Annotated in this window: 24 protein-coding genes and 1 pseudogene; 13 read left to right on the forward strand and 12 right to left on the reverse strand. The window is 50.0% G+C overall.

From position 1 onward, the window contains the following. Positions 1–24 precede the first annotated feature (24 nt). Positions 25–393 (forward strand): hypothetical protein, encoded by a 369-nt coding sequence (locus tag MKQ70_RS19985; RefSeq protein ID WP_248073797.1) that lies wholly within the window; start codon positions 25–27, stop codon positions 391–393. A gap of 70 nt (positions 394–463) precedes the next feature. Here the strand turns inward: MKQ70_RS19985 and MKQ70_RS19990 are convergent, their stop codons facing one another. After that, positions 464–1,117, reverse strand: a complete 654-nt coding sequence (locus tag MKQ70_RS19990) for a BON domain-containing protein (RefSeq protein WP_248073799.1) — start codon at positions 1,115–1,117, stop codon at positions 464–466. A 336-nt stretch (positions 1,118–1,453) separates the two neighbouring features. Between MKQ70_RS19990 and MKQ70_RS19995 the strand changes: the two genes are divergently transcribed. The 5 genes from MKQ70_RS19995 (at position 1,454) to MKQ70_RS38995 (ending at position 5,488) form a co-directional block, all read left to right on the forward strand. Beyond that, positions 1,454–2,113: a hypothetical protein gene (locus tag MKQ70_RS19995; protein WP_248073801.1), complete on the forward strand. Its 660-nt coding sequence runs from the start codon at positions 1,454–1,456 to the stop codon at positions 2,111–2,113. Positions 2,114–2,239: 126 nt separating this feature from the next. Further along, positions 2,240–2,956: an adenine nucleotide alpha hydrolase family protein gene (locus MKQ70_RS20000; RefSeq protein WP_248073804.1), complete on the forward strand. Its 717-nt coding sequence runs from the start codon at positions 2,240–2,242 to the stop codon at positions 2,954–2,956. 195 nt (positions 2,957–3,151) lie between these two features. Further along, entirely contained in the window at positions 3,152–4,549 is a 1,398-nt protein-coding gene (locus MKQ70_RS20005; protein ID WP_248073806.1) for a flavodoxin domain-containing protein, read from the forward strand. Further along, positions 4,546–5,052, forward strand: coding sequence for a 1-phosphofructokinase family hexose kinase (locus MKQ70_RS38990; protein WP_282456618.1), 507 nt, complete (start codon positions 4,546–4,548; stop codon positions 5,050–5,052). The genes MKQ70_RS20005 and MKQ70_RS38990 overlap by 4 nt, the downstream gene beginning before the upstream one ends. Then, positions 5,036–5,488, forward strand: coding sequence for a 1-phosphofructokinase family hexose kinase (locus MKQ70_RS38995; protein WP_372490002.1), 453 nt, complete (start codon positions 5,036–5,038; stop codon positions 5,486–5,488). The genes MKQ70_RS38990 and MKQ70_RS38995 overlap by 17 nt, the downstream gene beginning before the upstream one ends. Before the next feature lie 78 nt (positions 5,489–5,566). On the opposite strand, the gene MKQ70_RS20015 is transcribed toward MKQ70_RS38995, so the two are convergent. The 7 genes from MKQ70_RS20015 to MKQ70_RS20045 form a co-directional block, all read right to left on the reverse strand. Continuing rightward, positions 5,567–5,767 (reverse strand): BON domain-containing protein, encoded by a 201-nt coding sequence (locus tag MKQ70_RS20015; RefSeq protein WP_248073808.1) that lies wholly within the window; start codon positions 5,765–5,767, stop codon positions 5,567–5,569. Next, positions 5,716–5,952 carry a BON domain-containing protein gene (locus MKQ70_RS20020; RefSeq protein ID WP_248073810.1) on the reverse strand — a complete coding sequence of 79 codons (237 nt, stop codon included), beginning with the start codon at positions 5,950–5,952 and terminating at the stop codon, positions 5,716–5,718. The genes MKQ70_RS20015 and MKQ70_RS20020 overlap by 52 nt, the downstream gene beginning before the upstream one ends. Before the next feature lie 23 nt (positions 5,953–5,975). Next, positions 5,976–6,206 carry a BON domain-containing protein gene (locus MKQ70_RS20025; protein ID WP_248073812.1) on the reverse strand — a complete coding sequence of 77 codons (231 nt, stop codon included), beginning with the start codon at positions 6,204–6,206 and terminating at the stop codon, positions 5,976–5,978. 104 nt (positions 6,207–6,310) lie between these two features. Next, the gene (locus tag MKQ70_RS20030; RefSeq protein WP_372490127.1) at positions 6,311–6,436 is read right to left on the reverse strand and encodes an Hsp20 family protein; all 126 of its coding nucleotides are present in this window, start codon (positions 6,434–6,436) and stop codon (positions 6,311–6,313) included. Next, positions 6,379–6,678 carry an Hsp20/alpha crystallin family protein gene (locus tag MKQ70_RS42445; RefSeq protein WP_372490004.1) on the reverse strand — a complete coding sequence of 100 codons (300 nt, stop codon included), beginning with the start codon at positions 6,676–6,678 and terminating at the stop codon, positions 6,379–6,381. The genes MKQ70_RS20030 and MKQ70_RS42445 overlap by 58 nt, the downstream gene beginning before the upstream one ends. Before the next feature lie 186 nt (positions 6,679–6,864). Then, the gene (locus MKQ70_RS20040) at positions 6,865–7,362 is read right to left on the reverse strand and encodes a cation transporting ATPase C-terminal domain-containing protein (protein ID WP_248073815.1); all 498 of its coding nucleotides are present in this window, start codon (positions 7,360–7,362) and stop codon (positions 6,865–6,867) included. A gap of 2 nt (positions 7,363–7,364) precedes the next feature. Continuing rightward, positions 7,365–9,359 (reverse strand): cation-translocating P-type ATPase, encoded by a 1,995-nt coding sequence (locus MKQ70_RS20045; protein ID WP_248073818.1) that lies wholly within the window; start codon positions 9,357–9,359, stop codon positions 7,365–7,367. 202 nt (positions 9,360–9,561) lie between these two features. On the opposite strand from MKQ70_RS20045, the gene MKQ70_RS20050 reads away from it, so the two are divergent. The 6 genes and pseudogenes from MKQ70_RS20050 (at position 9,562) to MKQ70_RS20075 (ending at position 13,438) form a co-directional block, all read left to right on the forward strand. After that, positions 9,562–9,915 carry a universal stress protein gene (locus MKQ70_RS20050; protein ID WP_248073821.1) on the forward strand — a complete coding sequence of 118 codons (354 nt, stop codon included), beginning with the start codon at positions 9,562–9,564 and terminating at the stop codon, positions 9,913–9,915. Positions 9,916–9,922: 7 nt separating this feature from the next. Then, a complete protein-coding gene (locus tag MKQ70_RS20055; protein ID WP_248073823.1) occupies positions 9,923–10,342 on the forward strand; it encodes a hypothetical protein in 420 nt (139 codons plus the stop codon). 68 nt (positions 10,343–10,410) lie between these two features. Further along, positions 10,411–10,917, forward strand: coding sequence for a YbhB/YbcL family Raf kinase inhibitor-like protein (locus MKQ70_RS20060; protein WP_248073826.1), 507 nt, complete (start codon positions 10,411–10,413; stop codon positions 10,915–10,917). Positions 10,918–10,975: 58 nt separating this feature from the next. Beyond that, positions 10,976–11,910 (forward strand): annotated as a pseudogene (locus MKQ70_RS20065) (P-type ATPase actuator domain-containing protein). After that, the gene (locus MKQ70_RS20070) at positions 11,880–12,410 is read left to right on the forward strand and encodes an HAD family hydrolase (protein ID WP_248073829.1); all 531 of its coding nucleotides are present in this window, start codon (positions 11,880–11,882) and stop codon (positions 12,408–12,410) included. Before MKQ70_RS20065 ends, MKQ70_RS20070 begins: the two are co-directional and overlap by 31 nt. Positions 12,411–12,427: 17 nt before the next feature. Continuing rightward, positions 12,428–13,438 (forward strand): HAD-IC family P-type ATPase, encoded by a 1,011-nt coding sequence (locus tag MKQ70_RS20075; protein ID WP_248073832.1) that lies wholly within the window; start codon positions 12,428–12,430, stop codon positions 13,436–13,438. A gap of 49 nt (positions 13,439–13,487) precedes the next feature. Here MKQ70_RS20075 and MKQ70_RS20080 read toward each other — a convergent pair whose 3' ends face one another. Both MKQ70_RS20080 and MKQ70_RS20085 read right to left on the reverse strand, forming a co-directional pair. After that, complete coding sequence (locus MKQ70_RS20080; protein ID WP_248073834.1) at positions 13,488–13,934, reverse strand: hypothetical protein; 447 nt, start codon at positions 13,932–13,934, stop codon at positions 13,488–13,490. An 8-nt stretch (positions 13,935–13,942) separates the two neighbouring features. Next, positions 13,943–14,458: a hypothetical protein gene (locus tag MKQ70_RS20085; protein WP_248073836.1), complete on the reverse strand. Its 516-nt coding sequence runs from the start codon at positions 14,456–14,458 to the stop codon at positions 13,943–13,945. Between the two features lie 279 nt (positions 14,459–14,737). Between MKQ70_RS20085 and MKQ70_RS20090 the strand changes: the two genes are divergently transcribed. Continuing rightward, on the forward strand, positions 14,738–15,370 hold the full coding sequence (locus tag MKQ70_RS20090) for a polysaccharide deacetylase family protein (protein ID WP_248073838.1): 633 nt from the start codon (positions 14,738–14,740) through the stop codon (positions 15,368–15,370). A gap of 5 nt (positions 15,371–15,375) precedes the next feature. On the opposite strand, the gene MKQ70_RS20095 is transcribed toward MKQ70_RS20090, so the two are convergent. Next, on the reverse strand, positions 15,376–15,663 hold the full coding sequence (locus MKQ70_RS20095; protein ID WP_248073840.1) for a pyridoxamine 5'-phosphate oxidase family protein: 288 nt from the start codon (positions 15,661–15,663) through the stop codon (positions 15,376–15,378). Continuing rightward, the gene (locus tag MKQ70_RS42450) at positions 15,593–15,826 is read right to left on the reverse strand and encodes a pyridoxamine 5'-phosphate oxidase family protein (protein ID WP_372490005.1); all 234 of its coding nucleotides are present in this window, start codon (positions 15,824–15,826) and stop codon (positions 15,593–15,595) included. Before MKQ70_RS42450 ends, MKQ70_RS20095 begins: the two co-directional genes overlap by 71 nt. Positions 15,827–15,967: the final 141 nt, after the last annotated feature.

Below are 15,967 nucleotides of genomic sequence, written 5' to 3' on the forward strand. Positions count from 1 at the left end.
TTTACGCTATTAAGCGCAGATGCTATGACTATTTACATTAGTGAAGAAAATCGAATCTGTCATTTACAGGCGGCTTTCCGGGAGCGGTACCCGTTCCTGAAGCTGGAGTTTTATATGCAACCGCATGGCTGGGGCGAAAGCTGCCCGTCTTCCCAACTGCTGGACCCGCAAACACCGGTTGAAAAAATCAGGATCATCCATACTTTTGGCACAATTGACATTGACGAACTTCGAACTGCGGGTGAACTGGAATACGATTTCCGTCATCACTTCGGCATGAGTGTGCAGGTGTTTCAACAAACGGCGGAAGGCTGGCTGGCGACTACCGAAAAAGATGGATGGAGTTTGGGCCGTCTTAATTCCGAAAGTGCGGCAGTTTGCAATATCACCTGAGGAACAACGACGCGACCAACGATTCATAAAAAGGCCGGCAATATTGCCGGCCGCTATTTTAGGTGATGGATCACGGGGCAATGACCAGTTCATCCTTTACCGCTGTAACGCCGGGTGTGGCCCACGCAGCCTGTTCCACTTCTCCCCTTTCTCCCCAGGAACGCACCTTGCCCCTTAACACTACGTCGCCGCCCTCGACCACTACCTGAATACCATTGGCCTCCACCGTGGCACTGCGCTCCAGTGCTTTGCGGATACCGTCTTTCACCACCATGGAGGAAATGCTTGGCACTACTTTAATCTGGTTGCTGACTCCTTTTACACCTACCAGGTTTTCGATGGCCGCTCCCGCCGATTCCCGTTGATACTGCCATTCCACTTCGCCCTCCAGCGTTACCCAACCATTCTCCACCTTTACGGTAACAAGGTCGTCGGGCACAATGCTGTTCCACATCAACGATTTTAAGACTGCTTCGGCTATCTGTTCATCCGGTGTAATGCTTCCCTGGGGCAGCATAATTTCCAGTTCAATAATGACAGCGCGGACACCCTCTACCCGCTTAACGGCGCGTTCAGCAGCCAGCTTCTTACCATAATCGGGCACATACCCTACCAGCGTAACGAGCCCGTTCCTGACCCGGACGCCGATGGACGAGGATCGGAGTATTGGATCCCAGGCAATTTCGTCCAGCACGTGTTGTTGAATTTCGACATCTGTTTTCATATGAATGTTATTTTAAACGCAATCCTAAGTTAACCGCAGGTACGAAGGATAAAACTGACAATAATAAGGAGCGGCACTGATCATCAGGTGCCGGGATCACCGGCGGAAGGATGACGACAATTAAACAGGTGCCTGCCGGCCGTCATCAGCGCGAGGCAATAATACGTTCTACATTAGTAGTGAAAAATTCTGGCACTAGACCCCGGGTGTTAACCCTGGTTGGAGCCCAGCCCACAGCCGGGCTCCTTTTCTTTAAAACATCAGCGATATGAAAAAATACTCTTTGTTTCGGCGGCCACAAACCTCAACACACATGCGCTCGACTTCGCGTGTTACTTGAGCAACCTTACCCATTCGCGCCTCACCGGACTATTTATAGCGGATACTGAATCTGTACCGGACGGCAAAACCGCGGCCCTGCATGCCGCTGTAGCTGCTGAATATAGCGATACTGCTCCCGCGGCATATGACGCCATTTATACTGAAAAGAACGGAATTGCTTTTAAAGAGGCCTGTACCTCGCGGGAAGCTAACTGCGAACTGATTACCCGCCAGGGCGCTCCCGAAGAAGAGGTCGTGCACCTGAGCCGGTTTGCGGACATGATCATTACGGATGCGGATATATCATTTACAAATGAGCCGACTGTATTGCCCTCAAAGTTTATGCGGGATATCATGGAACAGGCAGAATGCCCGGTAATCACCGCCCCCTTCCATTTCGAAGGTGTTAATGAACTGGTGTTCTGTTATGACGGCACCCCTTCATCGATGTACGCGATAAGGCAATTCACGTACCTGTTACCGGAGTTGAAAGATATGGACGCTACTGTCGTCATGGTACTTTCTCCCGGCGAAAGACCGGGAGCAGATACAGCCTACCTGGATGCCGGATGCATACCCACTATCCTCATTATCATTTCCACACACTGCAGGATGAGCGCCCGAGGAGCCGCCTGCTGGACTACCTGCTGTCGAAATCGCGCTCGATTATTGTAATGGGCGCTTTCGGCCGGGGCAAACTATCGGATTTCGTATCGCCCAGTCACGCGCTGCCCGTATTGAAATTCAGCAATCAACCTGTATTTGTAACACATTACTAATAATCTAATCAAGCTATCTTATATGAAAAAGATTGTAATCGCTTTTGATGCCGGCAATTATTCACATGGCGCTTTCGAAATGGCCCGGCGGCTCAACGAGCCCGAAACCATTTTACTCACCGGCGTGTTCCTTCCGCAGATGGAACTTCCGCAAATAACGGATTACACGTACGGCTCTATGGGCGCGGGGTATATGACGATGATGGAACAGTACAACGCTGAAACGGTAGCAGCCACGGTAGCGCAATTTGAAAGCGATTGTGTGCATAATGGTATTGAATACCGCGTACACCGGGATGTTACCGGCTTTTCGCTGGACCAGCTGCAAAAAGAAACCCGGTATGCCGACCTGCTCATCCTCGGTCACGAAATGTTTTATGCCAACCTGGGTACCGACCATCCGAACGATTACCTCACGGAAACACTTCACCGGAGCGAATGCCCGGTGCTCGTTACGCCGGAGCACTTCCGTTTTCCCAGCAGCTTGATACTGGCCTACGATGGCAGTGCAGACTCCATATTCGCCATCAAAAGCTTCGCACACCTGTTCCCCGAACTATGTACCCTGAAAACCACCCTGATATTTGCTTCTAAAACCGTCCGCTCGCAAGTACCCGATGCAGACTATATAGAGGAATTATGCGCGCGGCACTTTCCTGACCTCACGATCGAAATATTACAGGCAGATCCTAAAAATATTTTGGCACCTGGCTGGCCGATAAAGAAAACCCAATGCTGATCGCGGGGGCCTTTGGCCGTTCATGGGTATCCATGGTATTTAACAAGAGTTTCATTGCAAATGCTATCAGCGAACATGCCTTGCCCATCTTTATTACGCACCGCTGAAGTGGTTGACCGCAATCAAGCTTCATTTGAATAAGATCAAATAGACGCCGCTAAACAATGGTTAAGTTAATCGTATAAAACCACTTCCATGAAAAGAATAATTGCAGCCGTAGACGCGATGAAATTCTCGGAGCCACAACTGGATGCATTCGCATATATCGCCCGGCAGGCAGATGGTGAGCTCACCGTTATCTTCCTGGAAAACATCACAGGATACGGTATCAAGCTGGCGAACAGTTACGCGGAAACTGACTATGAATACATCGAAAAGGTAGCAGCAGCGGCCATCCAGTACCGGGAAAAGGTAACAAAGGACAAGATCGCAGAAATCAGGCACATCTGCAGCACCAACGGTATCGATATCAAAATACAGGAAGCCGATGGATGGCCTTCGGAAGAAGTCATTAAGGAAAGCCGGTTCGCCGATCTGCTGCTCGTCAATCATGACACCTCTTTCGCTATATTGGGAGGAGACAGCAATCCACCCGTATTTGTACGGGATATGTTGGCAAAAGCGCAATGCCCGGTAATGGTTATGCCGGATAACTACATCCGCGCCCGCGAACTCTATTTTTCCTACAACGGCGGTTATTCCTCCATGTATGCCATCAAACGATTTACAGACATTTTCCCGGATTACTGGGATATGCCGGTAAACGTTATTTATGTAGACGAACGCGACAAAGGCGTTATTCCGGACCTGGAGTCCCTGAAAGCATATATGGCAGTCCATTACGAGGACGTGAGTTACCACGTTCACAGAGGTTCACCGTCATCGGCCTTCCTGGCGTTATTATCGCAGCGCCGTGATTGTGTTGTAACCTTTGGCGCATACGGCAGAAATCCATTATCGCGCTTTTTCCACCGGAGCGATGCAGACAGTATACTCCGTTCCCCTGGACGTGCCCCTTTTTATCACCCACCCATAAAAACACAGATTATGTTAGGCGTTATCATCTACAAAGGGAAATACGGCGCAACGCAGCAGTATGCAACGTGGATTGCACGTGCGCTGAACATCGATATGTATGAAGCCGGCGCTGAATCGCCTGAAGATCTGGCCGACGCTGATTACGTAGTAATCGGCACCAGTATATATATTGGCAAATACCAGGTCCGCGACTGGCTGGAAGAACATCAGCAGGAACTTGTAAATAAAGAAGTATTTATTTTCAGTGTGTCAGGTACCCCGCCGGCAGAACGCGACAAACTGGAGGGTTATTACCGGGAAAATGTACCACCGGCGCTATGGAACGCCCGACAACGGGCTTTTTTGCCCGGCCGGCTGGTATATCACCGCTTATCATGGAAGGATAAACTGTTGCTCAATGGAGGGGCCTTCTTTGCAAGACTAAGGGGCGAGATCATCAGCAAGCGTGATTACAACGACGTTACCCGCGAACATGTACTGCCGTTTATTTCCATGATACGCGATATTACCGGCCACTCGCTGCCCCTTATTATCCCTCAATCCAACAAACAATGATCTGTACGATTACGTTAAATCCCACCATCGATAAAAGCAGCAGCGTTGACAGGCTTTACCCGGAGCGCAAGCTGCGATGTAATGCGCTACTGACAGAACCCGGCGGTGGTGGCGTTAATATCAGTAAGGCGCTAAAAGAACTGGGCGCCAACAGTCACGCAATTTTCCCCGCAGGAGGCGCTAACGGCCATTTACTGAAAGAATTGCTGTCGGAAGCAGGCATCGCATTTTCCGCCATCCCTGCACGCGGCGCTACACGGGAATCGTTCAATATCACAGAACGGTCAACCGGCGCGCAATACCGCTTTATCATGCCCGGCCCGTCTATCCAGGAAATTACGGTAATAAGGTGCACGGACAAACTGGAGGCAATTCAACCAACGCCCCATTATATGGTGGCCAGTGGAAGTCTTCCACCAGGTGCACCGCCGATTTTTTTTCGCGCGTGTTGCACGGATAGCACGAAAACAACAGGCAAAACTGATCGTGGACACGTCTGGTGAGCCACTGGTGCATGCATTGGAGGAGGGAGTTTTCCTTGCCAAACCTAATCAAGCGGAATTGCATTACCTGACTGGTAAAAGTCCAACTACTATTGATGAAACGATGAAGGCGGGTATGGAAGTATTACATAAATTTCCTTGTGAGGCCCTCCTGATTTCGATGGGGGCAGGTGGCGCCATGCTGCTCCGGCGCGACTTCTACCTCCACGCGTGCGCGCCTGCGACCAAGCGCCTGAGCACCTGCGGTGCGGGCGACAGTATGGTTGCGGGCGCCACTTTTATGCTGGAGCGGGGAAAGAGCTGGGCAGATGTACTGCACTTTGGAATTGCATGTGGTACCGCCGCCACCATGAACCCCGGAACACATTTATTTAGAAAAGAGGACGTCTACAACCTGTTGAAGCAAATGGAGGAAAAACATGCCGCACAGCCGTAATTTATTGATATACGTCAAGCTGAAACCACTTATGAAAGCGAGGCCGGGTAATTGCCCGGCCTCGCCATATCATTATTCTCAATCCACCACCAACGCCTCATGCTCCAGCTGCAGCTGATTGTCGATCATATCGATGCCTGGAGCGGCCCACGCAGCCTCGCAGGCGTCATCGTACTCAGATAAGGAGCGTACCGTTCCGCTCAGGATCACTTTATTCCCCCTCACCTCTACATGTACTTTACTTGCATCAATGGTGGCGCTACGGTGAAAGGCTGCCATGATCTGCTTTTTACGTCGCCGGATGCAGGCTGTACCTCAAGGGCGATCATGTTATTGATGCGGACAATACCATTCAATTTCTGAACAGCTTCGGTGGCGGCGGCGCGTTGATATTCGAAATAAACCGATCCATCCAGCGTAACCACGCCATCTTCCACCTTAATTTTTATCTTACCCTCGGGCACGGCATTGTTCCAATAAAAGGCATCTACAATGGCCTCCGCAAGTTCCGCATCTGTCTTTTTTCATTGGGAGAGATGCCTACTTCCAGGTTTTCGGCAATCGCTTTTACGCCGGTAACCTTTCGAACCGATTGTTCGGCCATTATCTTCTGGTTGAACGATTGTACTTTACCGGACAGGGTGACGACGCCATGTGTCACTGAAACGCCAATTTCAGCGGCATTTACAGCAGGATTCCACTTTAACTGTTCAATCACATCTTCTTCCGGATCTGCATATCTGTTTTCATTGCAAATGTTTTAGCAGTTTAAAGAAAACCCCGCCTCTCAGCGGGGCAAACACTAAAAATTCCAACAGGGTTTCATTTAACAGCAATGTGTTTTGACAGGGCGGCTTTACGGGCGTTCTCCTTTTTGGGTAATTTTACCATCAACACGCCATCTGTATAGGATGCTTCAATATTTTCCTGCTGCACTTCGTCCGGCAGGGTGAAACTCCGGCTAAAGGAATTGTAGCTATATTCGGTACGTGTGTATTTTTCGTCATGTTTTTCTGACGATTCTTCTTTTCACAGCTAATCGTGAGCATGTTGCCATCCACGTCAATATTAAAATCATCCTTTTTTAATCCTGGCGCAGCTACAGACAACTGGTAAGCATCCGGCTTGTCTGTTACATTAACCGCCGGTGTGGTGATCGTCCGCCTGAAAAAACCGTCGTTTTCGAACATATCATTCCACGGTTTAAAAAGATCATTAAAGCTGGGAAATAAGTCATAACGTCTTGCAAGATTTTTCTGTGACATATCTTATCTTTTTTGGGATGAAGAAATAATTTTCACTTCAAAACTACTGTTACCATGACGGCGGCCGAAGGACCATTGTCAGCCGGGTATTTGAATGCCGTCATCCGGTGGTTAACTGTAAGCAGGAAACCGTTTGCCGCGTTTATAGATCTCGAACCAGCTGACAGACAATAGGCCTGCAAGGGCACATGTTGCGATACCGGCGTAAGGCAAGCGGATAAGCCCGAACAAACTCCGTATATCCGGCACAAATAGCAACAGCGCGATAAACAGCAGTGAACTGCCGATGATCCAGGGAACGAGATTGTTTTTGTACCTGATGGTTTCCAGTACCGTATCGGTGAGTGACCGATCGGCAAAGGTGAGAAACACGTTAGCAAACAACAATGTCAAAAAAACCATTGTACGTATTTCTTCAAGGGTTGACCCTTCCTGCATTTCCACGTAATAGATGCCCAATACCACCGCCGCTATCGCTAATCCCTGTATAATGCTGGTAACCAGCTCCTCACTATTAAATACTCCGTCGGACCGCTTACGGGGCAAACCATGCACAATAGCAGCCTCCACCGGTTCACGCTCGAAGAAAATAGAGCAGGTGGGACCCATAATCAGCTCAGGAAGATAACATGAATGGGCGTAAAAATATTCGGGTATTTCCAGCCAAGTAGTACCGGCAGCGCCGCCGTGAGTATGATTGGAATATGAATAGAGATAATGTATCGGATCGACTTTTTCAGATTGGCAAATATCTTTCGCCCCTGTGTAATGGCATCTACCACCCGGGCAAGATTATCGTCCGTTATCACTACGTCGGCCACTTCCCGGGCGGTAGTGGTACCTCGCTGGCCCATGGCAATCCCGATATCTGCGGCCTTTAATGCCGGCGCATCGTTAACGCCATCCCCGGTCATGGCTACTAATTCGCCGCGCGCCTGTAACGCTTTAACAACGCGTTCCTTCGCCTCCGGAAACATCCGTGCGAACACACTCACCTCCGGAACGACCGTTTGCAACTGCCTGTCATTCATATTCATCACGTCCGTACCCGTCAGCACCCGCGGTTGGTTGTTGATACCCGTACGGCCCGCAATATTGAGCGCCGTTTCCAGATAGTCCCCGGTAAGCAGTTTAACAGCAATCCCGGATTTATAAAATGAACTGATCACCTTGTCTACCCCCGCTTTAGGTGGATCGTTAAGGCAGACAAAACCGTAAAACGTCCATTTAAAGCCGTCCTGGCTGTCCGGCAGGGCATCTTCACTACAAACCGCACCCGCAACGCCCAGTACCCTATATCCCTTTGCAGCTATCTTACTAACCGTTTGCTGCAGTTCCGCGCTTACATCGCGGTCCAGCCGACAAACCTGCAATATCCGCTCCGCAGCGCCTTTTCCGGCCGCCAGCATTGTTCCTTCAATATGATGAATGTGCGTCATCATCGGTGGCCGACCTTCCAGCGGATATTCGTATACCTGGTTAAATTTAGCACTGCCGCCTGATTGCCGGTAAGCATCAATAATGGCCGTTTCCATAGCATCAAAGGGATTTTTTTCGCTGGCCATGCGGGCATAAAGCAAAATCCTTCTAAATCCATCTCCGTTGGTCACCAGCTCCAATGACCCATTTTCGTATTGATAAACTTCGGACACGACCATCTTATTTTCTGTGATGGTGCCGGTTTTATCGAGGCATATTACACTTACGGCGCCCAGGTTTTCTGTTACCTGCGGACGACGGACAATAATCCCCAGGCGGCTTAACTGATAAGCGCCCAATGCCATGAAAGAAGAAAAGGCTACCGGTATTTCCTCGGGGATTGCCGCCATAGCAAGCGTGAGGGCCATCAGCAAACTTTCTGCCAGCCCTGTTCCATGCAGATAATTAGCGCCGAAAATCAGTATGAAGGCTGCCGCTCCGAACAGCGCAAGGCGTCGCACGTACACCCCTACCTGCTCCTGCAACAACGTTTTGCCGTGTGAATATCCGGACACAGATTTCCCCAGGCGCCCCAGCACCGTATCTGCCCCAATAGCCGTTATCCGTGCATAGCAACTCCCCGAACCAAGCGTCGTGCCCTGAAGTAGTTGTCGTTCACCGGGTAGTTCACTTTTTGACACTGGGAGCGACTCTCCTGTAATGATGGCCTCATCCACGCTCACATCGTTGCCCTGCAGCAACTCCGCATCGCCGGGCACCGTATCACCCTCTTCCAATAACACGAGGTCTCCTTTAACAAGATCCTCCGCCGCTATTTCGGCGATCATCCCGTCTCTTATTGCTTTTACTTTGTGTTGCGTGTACCGGTTCAATGCTTCCAATGCATGACTGCTGCGCATGTCCTGGTATAAAGAGATCGCCGTTACCAGCATCACGGCTACCAATGTCATATATCCTTCTTTCCATTGACCAATCAAAAAATAAAGGGTGGTAGCCGCGATCAGCAAGATGAACATCGGTTCTCCCAGGATATCACGCACGATGTGCCAGATCTTTCGTTCACGTGATGTCACCAGCAAATTCCGACCGTCCCGGTGTTGCAATTGCATGGCCTCGTCCGAGGACAAGCCCTCCAGCTTCTCTATCGCATTAACTACCTGTGGCATGTTGTTTTTATTGTAAGCTACCGCGTGACTATTTCCGGAGAAATGATCACCATCATGCACTCATTTGATCAAGTTCAACAATTGAAGGATCAGAAACCTGCACGCGCCTTTCCATCCTATATGCATATCATAACCTGCCCTGACGGCATTCATCGTTTGCAGCCATGATTTGCTTTTATTTTAACCTATTAAATCATCATTTATGAAAAAACTACTTGTTGCTACCGACTTTTCCGCCACTGCGTACAATGCGGTAGATTTTGCCATACAAAGCGCGAAAATCATCCCTGCGGATGTTATCATCCTGCATATCTATGAATCGGCAGAGAACGTGTATTATGATTACATGGGGCTAGATAAGGAATATAAAAAGGATATGGAGCGTGAACTATCGCATAAGCTGGACCTGATGCGACTTAATATACTGGAGTCGGAAGCACTTGCCGTTAAAACCGTTTTACTGACCGGCGACTTCAAGGAAAAACTGGAAGAAGCCGTCAATTTATTCCACCCCGACCTGTTGATAATGGGCTCCCATGGTGTAGGCGGCTGCTGAAAGGCTGATGGGCAACAAGGCATCCGCAAGTATCGGGCAAACCAGCGCGCCGCTGTTACTGATTCCTTACGCCTATAACTGGAAGAAACCCCGCAACATCCTGCTGGCGAGCAATCACCTGGAAAGTTCGCGTACGGTTAATTATTTATCCGAACTGGCGGACCTCTACATGGCCAAATTGAAAGTTGCCATTTTTACCTCCGACAAAGACCCGGCGCCTACCATACTGGAGCATGACCGCGTCGCCCATGCTTACGAACACCGGTTAAAAGATGCCCACTATGACGAACATCCGGAAACGGTTAAGCTGCGCGGGGACAGTCTTACCACTGCCCTGGAAACCTATATTAACGAGCATGATGTGGATATTGTCGCCATGGTTACGCAGGGAAGTCACTTTTTCACCCAAGCCAGACCAAAAGAATGAGTTACTATACCAATGTACCCTTGCTGGCAATACCACATGCAGCATTCACTCACCCTTAAACCTGTTATATGAGCCAAACAATCTTACAGCCGCAACCGAAGAAAATAACGCAGCTTCAACCGCTGATAATTACCAGCCCTGCTTTTCAACGGGGAGATCTTATCTCCAGCCGGTACACGTTGGAAGGCAAAAACGTGCCGCCGCCCCTTCGCATCATGCAAATTCCCGCAGGCGCCGCAACCCTTGCCGTCGTAATGACGGAATCAGGCGAAGCGTCAGATGGCCGCACCCGTTGGATAGCCCGGAATATTACCCCGGCCACCTACCTGACGGAAAACCTCCGGCAGTGTACTACCGGCAAAAATGATCATGGTGTTCGATATACCGGTCCCACCGCTACTTTTGCCAAGCATAAATTTACAATAACGGTATTCGCGCTCGACATATGGCTGAGACTAGGTAATGAGGCAGACTACCGTCAGTTAGAGAAAGCGATGGCCGGGCACATTATTGCGTCGGGCCAAACCAACTTCAAATACAGGCGATACGACCGGCACTTCCGCCACCTGCTATAGCGTAATGAAACCAATAGAGAAAAAAATAGCTGTCATGAAGCTGCCCGCTATCGCGGCAATGCCTGCGGAAGCTGTCATGGCACTGTTCGGATCAAGTCCTGCTGGATTGTCCGCTGATACAGCCGCTGCACATCTGAAAAAATATGGCCGTAATGAGCAGGACACTTCAGAGAAACGTCATCCCCTGAAGGAGATTTTTGCGCATGTGAATAGTCCGCTTGTATTGATTTTATTGATAGCGGCGGCCATCGCCCTGCTCCTCGGGGAAACAGTAAATGCTTCGATTATTATCAGTATAATAGTGGCAAGCCTGATAATTGACCAATGGCAGGAAAACAATGCCCGAAAAGCCGTGTCGTTTTTGCGGCGGAAGATTACGGGCAGGGTGAAAGTTGTACGGGATGGCCGGCAAACGCAGGTCACTCCAGCCGATATATGCCCCGGAGATGTGATCGTTTTGACCGCGGGAGACGCCGTACCCGCGGATGCCGCGTACTGGACGCGGCGGATGCCTATGTTAATCAGTCTGCTTTTACAGGTGAATCTTTTCCGGCCGAAAAACATCCCGTCGCCCTGAACGCACCTGGAGACTTCAGTACACTTACCAATATGATATTCGCCGGCTCGCTGGTCACTACCGGCTCTTTAAGGGCGGTTGTGGTGGCCACCGGTATGCGTACAGAGTTTGGCAAGCTGGCGCAGTCGCTGAGCATACACCCGCCCGTAACAGAGTTTTCAGCAGGTCTGCAGAAGTTCGGATATATGGTCATGCGCATTACGATGGCATTACTCCTGCTGGCAACACTCGTTAACATTGCCGCACAACGCCCACTGCTACAATCGATGATGTTTGCCCTCGCCGTAGCCGTAGGACTGACGCCGGAACTGCTGCCGGTCGTTATGAGCGTGATCATGTCGAAAGGCGCGCTCCGGATCGCAAAAAAGGCGTTATTGTTAAAAACATGGCGGCTATTCCCAACTTTGGCAGTATGAGCGTGTTGTGCACGGATAAAACCGGCACCCTTACGGAAGACAATATTACTTTAGCTGCATGGAAGGGCGTAAACAAAACAGATGACGAAACACTATTGCGGCTTGTTTACATAAATAGTTATCATCAGTCTGGCGTAAAAAACCCACTGGATGCAGCAGTACTAAACCACCAAACTCCGGATATCAGCGGCTTCAATAAAAAGGGCGAAATTCCTTTCGACTATTTCCGGAAAAGAGTAAGCGTGATCGTGGACACACCAGATGGCTCCCTGCTTATATGCAAGGGTGCCCCGGAGGAAGTATTCAGTTGTTGTAAAGATGATGACGATAACCGTCTGTCCATCTATGCCCAGATGAGCAGGGAGGGATACCGCGTGCTGGCTATCGCCACTAAAACAGTCACCTCGCGGAGTAAATATACAATGGAGGACGAATCGGCATTGATGTTACGCGGGTTTATCGCCTTTCTCGATCCGCCTAAACCCGACGCGGCCAAGTAATAACAGCCATCACCCAAATGGGCATCGATATAAAAGTGGTCACGGGCGACAACCTTGCAGTCACGGAAAAAATATGCCGCGCCATCGGTTTGCAGGTAGCAGGCATCTTAACAGGCAGCGAAATAGATGAGATACCGGAGGAGGCGTTGCCGAAAAGAGCGGCGCTTACGACCATTTTCGCCCGGGTATCGCCGGACCAGAAAAACCGGGTAATAAGGGCGTTGAAGACCGCTGGCCAGGCTGTGGGATATATGGGCGACGGCATTAATGATGCGCCAGCGTTACGGACTGCGGACGTTGGCATTACGGTAAACAGCGCTACAGACATTGCCCGGCAGGCCGCCGATATCGTACTTACCGAAAAAGACCTGGACGTGCTGCGCGAAGGAATTCTGGAAGGACGGAAAACATTTGCCAACACCATGAAATATATTCTGATGGACCTGAGTTCAAACTTCGGCAACATGGTGTCTGTGACCCTTGCTACCTTTGTACTACCGTTTTTGCCAATGTTGCCGGTGCAAATACTACTCAATAACTTCCTGTACGACACATCGCAAATGGCCATACCATCGGACAGCGTGGACGAGCAATACCTGCAAAAGCCCAGTCACTGGGACATGCGAACGATCCGGAATTTCATGTTATACTTCGGCGTGCTCAGTTCCATCTTTGACCTGATCGCGTTTTACCTGTTATACCGTTATTTCCGGGTAACCCCGGCACAGTTCAGAACCGGTTGGTTTATGGAATCGCTGGCCACGCAGATTTTGGTGGTCTTTATCATCCGCACAAGGAAGATTCCCTTTGCACAGAGCCGGCCGTCTACCGCATTACTATTGACCGCGGCGGCCTGCCTCGGCATAGGATGGCTGTTGCCATACCTGTCTGTATCGGGATTGGCCGGATTTGCACCCCTGCCTTTTCAAATTGTGCTGTATATTACTGGCCTCGTCATCGTTTACCTGGTTTGTGCCCAGGTGCTTAAAACGGTTGTTTATAAACTGACAACTCGCGGAAATCATTGATATTGGATGTATACCGGCTGGGGATAAAGTTGTAATACCTCCTGCGGCGTCATAAGCCTTGCGCCCCGTTTATCCAGCAGGTCCTGTTTGTAAAAAAGCTTGAACCCTGTGAATTGAACCGGTTCCCCCGCCACCCAGTCAGTATAAGAATCGATCTTTTTGCGGGAAAGCCAAATCCATCCATATTAACCACCAGCTGCACCTCCGGGGTCACATGAATATTGCGGTAGTTGGTAAGCATCGCTCTTGTAAAACGGTGAACCACCAGTATCTTTGGAGGCAACTGATGTTGTTTCACCAGTGCCGTCAAAAACTGTATGGCATAGTTAACATCTTCCGCATCCAGCGTACCAATAACACTGCATGGCACCTCGCCGCCTTTCATGGAATACTCCGGGTCGATGCCCAGATGCACCTGGGGACGCGACAAGTAGCCGGCAAGCGCAGGTAATTCCTCCTGCACCGTACTGTGTCCTACCTGCACATCCGGGAACACCAGTGCGTTTATTCCCCCGCCAGATCAACCGCCTTATCTACCTGGCTGAATGGCATCCGCAGGCGGTATTTACCATCTTTACCAGGCGAACGCTGTGCGGTAACAGCAATGTAATGAATTGCAGGTTGTACCGGCGTAAGCGAATCTGCTGATTCCCAGTTGCCAGCAACAATCCTGAGCCTTTCCAACAGTTCATCAGGTGTTAACTGACCTAAGATACCCATGCCAGATGAATAAAAGTTGCCATAAAAAGCCACTACCCTGCGAAAAGGAAGAACAGCCCCAGGAAGCGGATAGCACGTTTTGGGTGGCCATTTTGATGACGGCCGGCCATGTACCAGTTGTTGCCATTTCTGATTGTAAGCCAGGCTATCGGTCGCTATGGGGGCACCGACCACATTAGGCTTTGGTTGCGACACAACACTGTCTTTCATCGTTGCCACCATGGCCGTACCTAATGGAGACCGGTCATTGCAGGCCATCCATAACAACAACAGCATAAGTGCCATCCGTTTATATTCCATGATATATTTTTGGAGATGCAAAAGGAGCTTAACAAAGATCCGGCACTCAAATGAACAGCGCCGTGATCATCATCAAGTCACCACATGATTGACACTTACCGCCGAGCATCATCCCCACGTATGACCGCCATCACTTGCGGCGGCGACAATACCGGATATTATTGACGAATATTTTCTGTTATGACATCGCTGCTTATTTTCCTTTGTCTGCTGGCTCCATGGAAAACTTCATCCGGAGACTCAGTGCCCGTGTTATGTTATCACCATATAAAAACATCCATGGCCGGACACGATCCTGCATACACCATTACGGCCGATCAATTTCGGGCCCATCTGCAAATGCTGCACGATAAGGGATTTCATTGCATATCACCGGACGAATACCTGCGCCATGAAACGGCGGGAACACCACTTCCGGATAAGCCTGTTATGATCACTTTTGATGATAACCATGAGGAACAGTACCTGATGGCCCTCCCGCTACTGAACCGCTACCACTTTACCGGAACATTTTTTATTATGACGGTGACCATCGGAAAAGCTGGTTACATGAGTGCCCCGGAGCTCAGGCGACTGGCGGATAGCGGCCATACGGTGGCACTTCATACCTGGGACCATCCGGATGTGCGTCATATCAGCCCGGCAGCCTGGACGCAGCAACTGGACCGCCCGCGACAGCAACTGGAAAAAATAACCGGCGGTCCTGTCCGTCACTTCGCATACCCCTACGGAGCCTGGGATACTGCAGCCATTACCCGGCTTAAAAAGAAAAACATTGCAACGGCCTATCAACTTTGGGGACCACAAAGTAATACCGACCCGCTATATACGATACGTAGAATACTTGTGAGAGGCAACTGGACGCCAGCACAACTTTATGAACAAATACAAAAAGTCTACCCCAACCTGTAAGTGGATTAACTTTGCTCGTAACGTCCCACCTTCTCCGCTATCCTGATCCTGTAGATCACCGGCCGCTTTTCCCCGTTGTTACTGGGGTGCGCTTCGCCATGCTCATGTACTGCAAGCGCCTCCGTAAGTTTAAGGTGCAGGAGCCGGCTCACCAGGAACTTCATGGCGTAATATCGCTCGCGGGCATCCGTGATCTCCTCATACTTGCCCCAGACAACAACACTACGCCAATTCGTCTGGTCCTCGGATCTCGTCGAGCTGGAAACATACATCTGGCTGATGCCGCATCGCATGTATTTTATGCCCCTCACGGGAATGCATGATAAGCGTATCTCCGTTGTACACGTAAGTCACAGGTACAACAAAAACTTTCCCATCGGCAATGTAGCCAATGCGGCCATTCTTATTTCTTTCCAGGATAAGATCGATTTCGGGTATCGTTAATATGCCTAACATTGCAGCAAATTTATGGTTACGAAAGGGATGGTCGTTGCGGCCATTACAGGTGCAAATTAACCTCCCCTCTCAGCACAAACAATGACGATCGAGGGCCACGACGTTGACCACCTTTTTGAAAATGCCGAACGGAGAGCGTGA

The organism is Chitinophaga sedimenti (assembly GCF_023156195.1).
Classification (GTDB): domain Bacteria; phylum Bacteroidota; class Bacteroidia; order Chitinophagales; family Chitinophagaceae; genus Chitinophaga; species Chitinophaga sedimenti.

What these genes read in the sequence shown, in the direction of transcription:
- MKQ70_RS20075 (WP_248073832.1), top strand. Translation starts at nt 12,428, where the DNA reads ATGGGCATCGATATAAAAGTGGTCACGGGCGACAACCTTGCAGTCACG.
- MKQ70_RS42450 (WP_372490005.1), bottom strand. Translation starts at nt 15,826, where the DNA reads ATGTTAGGCATATTAACGATACCCGAAATCGATCTTATCCTGGAAAGA.
- MKQ70_RS20085 (WP_248073836.1), bottom strand. Translation starts at nt 14,458, where the DNA reads ATGGAATATAAACGGATGGCACTTATGCTGTTGTTGTTATGGATGGCC.
- MKQ70_RS20040 (WP_248073815.1), bottom strand. Translation starts at nt 7,362, where the DNA reads ATGGGTCCCACCTGCTCTATTTTCTTCGAGCGTGAACCGGTGGAGGCT.
- MKQ70_RS20015 (WP_248073808.1), bottom strand. Translation starts at nt 5,767, where the DNA reads ATGGCAGCCTTTCACCGTAGCGCCACCATTGATGCAAGTAAAGTACAT.
- MKQ70_RS20095 (WP_248073840.1), bottom strand. Translation starts at nt 15,663, where the DNA reads ATGCGATGCGGCATCAGCCAGATGTATGTTTCCAGCTCGACGAGATCC.
- MKQ70_RS19985 (WP_248073797.1), top strand. Translation starts at nt 25, where the DNA reads ATGACTATTTACATTAGTGAAGAAAATCGAATCTGTCATTTACAGGCG.
- MKQ70_RS20005 (WP_248073806.1), top strand. Translation starts at nt 3,152, where the DNA reads ATGAAAAGAATAATTGCAGCCGTAGACGCGATGAAATTCTCGGAGCCA.
- MKQ70_RS20000 (WP_248073804.1), top strand. Translation starts at nt 2,240, where the DNA reads ATGAAAAAGATTGTAATCGCTTTTGATGCCGGCAATTATTCACATGGC.
- MKQ70_RS20045 (WP_248073818.1), bottom strand. Translation starts at nt 9,359, where the DNA reads ATGCCACAGGTAGTTAATGCGATAGAGAAGCTGGAGGGCTTGTCCTCG.
- MKQ70_RS20090 (WP_248073838.1), top strand. Translation starts at nt 14,738, where the DNA reads ATGGCCGGACACGATCCTGCATACACCATTACGGCCGATCAATTTCGG.
- MKQ70_RS20055 (WP_248073823.1), top strand. Translation starts at nt 9,923, where the DNA reads ATGGGCAACAAGGCATCCGCAAGTATCGGGCAAACCAGCGCGCCGCTG.
- MKQ70_RS20060 (WP_248073826.1), top strand. Translation starts at nt 10,411, where the DNA reads ATGAGCCAAACAATCTTACAGCCGCAACCGAAGAAAATAACGCAGCTT.
- MKQ70_RS38990 (WP_282456618.1), top strand. Translation starts at nt 4,546, where the DNA reads ATGATCTGTACGATTACGTTAAATCCCACCATCGATAAAAGCAGCAGC.
- MKQ70_RS42445 (WP_372490004.1), bottom strand. Translation starts at nt 6,678, where the DNA reads ATGTTCGAAAACGACGGTTTTTTCAGGCGGACGATCACCACACCGGCG.
- MKQ70_RS20070 (WP_248073829.1), top strand. Translation starts at nt 11,880, where the DNA reads ATGGCGGCTATTCCCAACTTTGGCAGTATGAGCGTGTTGTGCACGGAT.
- MKQ70_RS20050 (WP_248073821.1), top strand. Translation starts at nt 9,562, where the DNA reads ATGAAAAAACTACTTGTTGCTACCGACTTTTCCGCCACTGCGTACAAT.
- MKQ70_RS19990 (WP_248073799.1), bottom strand. Translation starts at nt 1,117, where the DNA reads ATGAAAACAGATGTCGAAATTCAACAACACGTGCTGGACGAAATTGCC.